This is a genomic window from Embleya sp. NPDC056575 (genome assembly GCF_042793325.1).
GTDB lineage: Bacteria > Actinomycetota > Actinomycetes > Streptomycetales > Streptomycetaceae > Embleya.
Genome location: NZ_JBHTVA010000185.1, coordinates 954 through 1,230 on the forward strand (window position 1 = coordinate 954; position 277 = coordinate 1,230).

The following is a 277-nucleotide window of genomic DNA, read 5'->3' on the forward strand; positions in this document are numbered from 1 at the left end:
TAGCCCGACGATCCCAGCTGCTCCTATGTGGCACACAGCCCGTTTCCCCAGGTGATCGAGGCGCGATGTGAGCCTGTGAGGTGTGAGGCGAGGGCCTGCGGCAACGGGGTGCCGCTGCTCCTGGTCGTGCTACTCGGCGTGGTGTGCAGCGGGCTGCTGCTCGATGGGCAGCGGGGGTGGTGGCCGTGGTTGACGGGGTGCTGCTCGTGGTCCTGGTGGTGGTTGTCGGAGTGCAGCACGGTGGTGTCGGGGGTGCAGCGCAGCATTTGCCTGGGCC

General features: G+C 68.2%; 1 protein-coding gene. It reads left to right on the plus strand.

The window, feature by feature from the left end:
* Positions 1 to 75 precede the first annotated feature (75 nt).
* The coding region (locus ACFRCG_RS48605) for a hypothetical protein (RefSeq protein ID WP_380043089.1) at positions 76 to 277 on the plus strand (202 nt) is incomplete at its 3' end.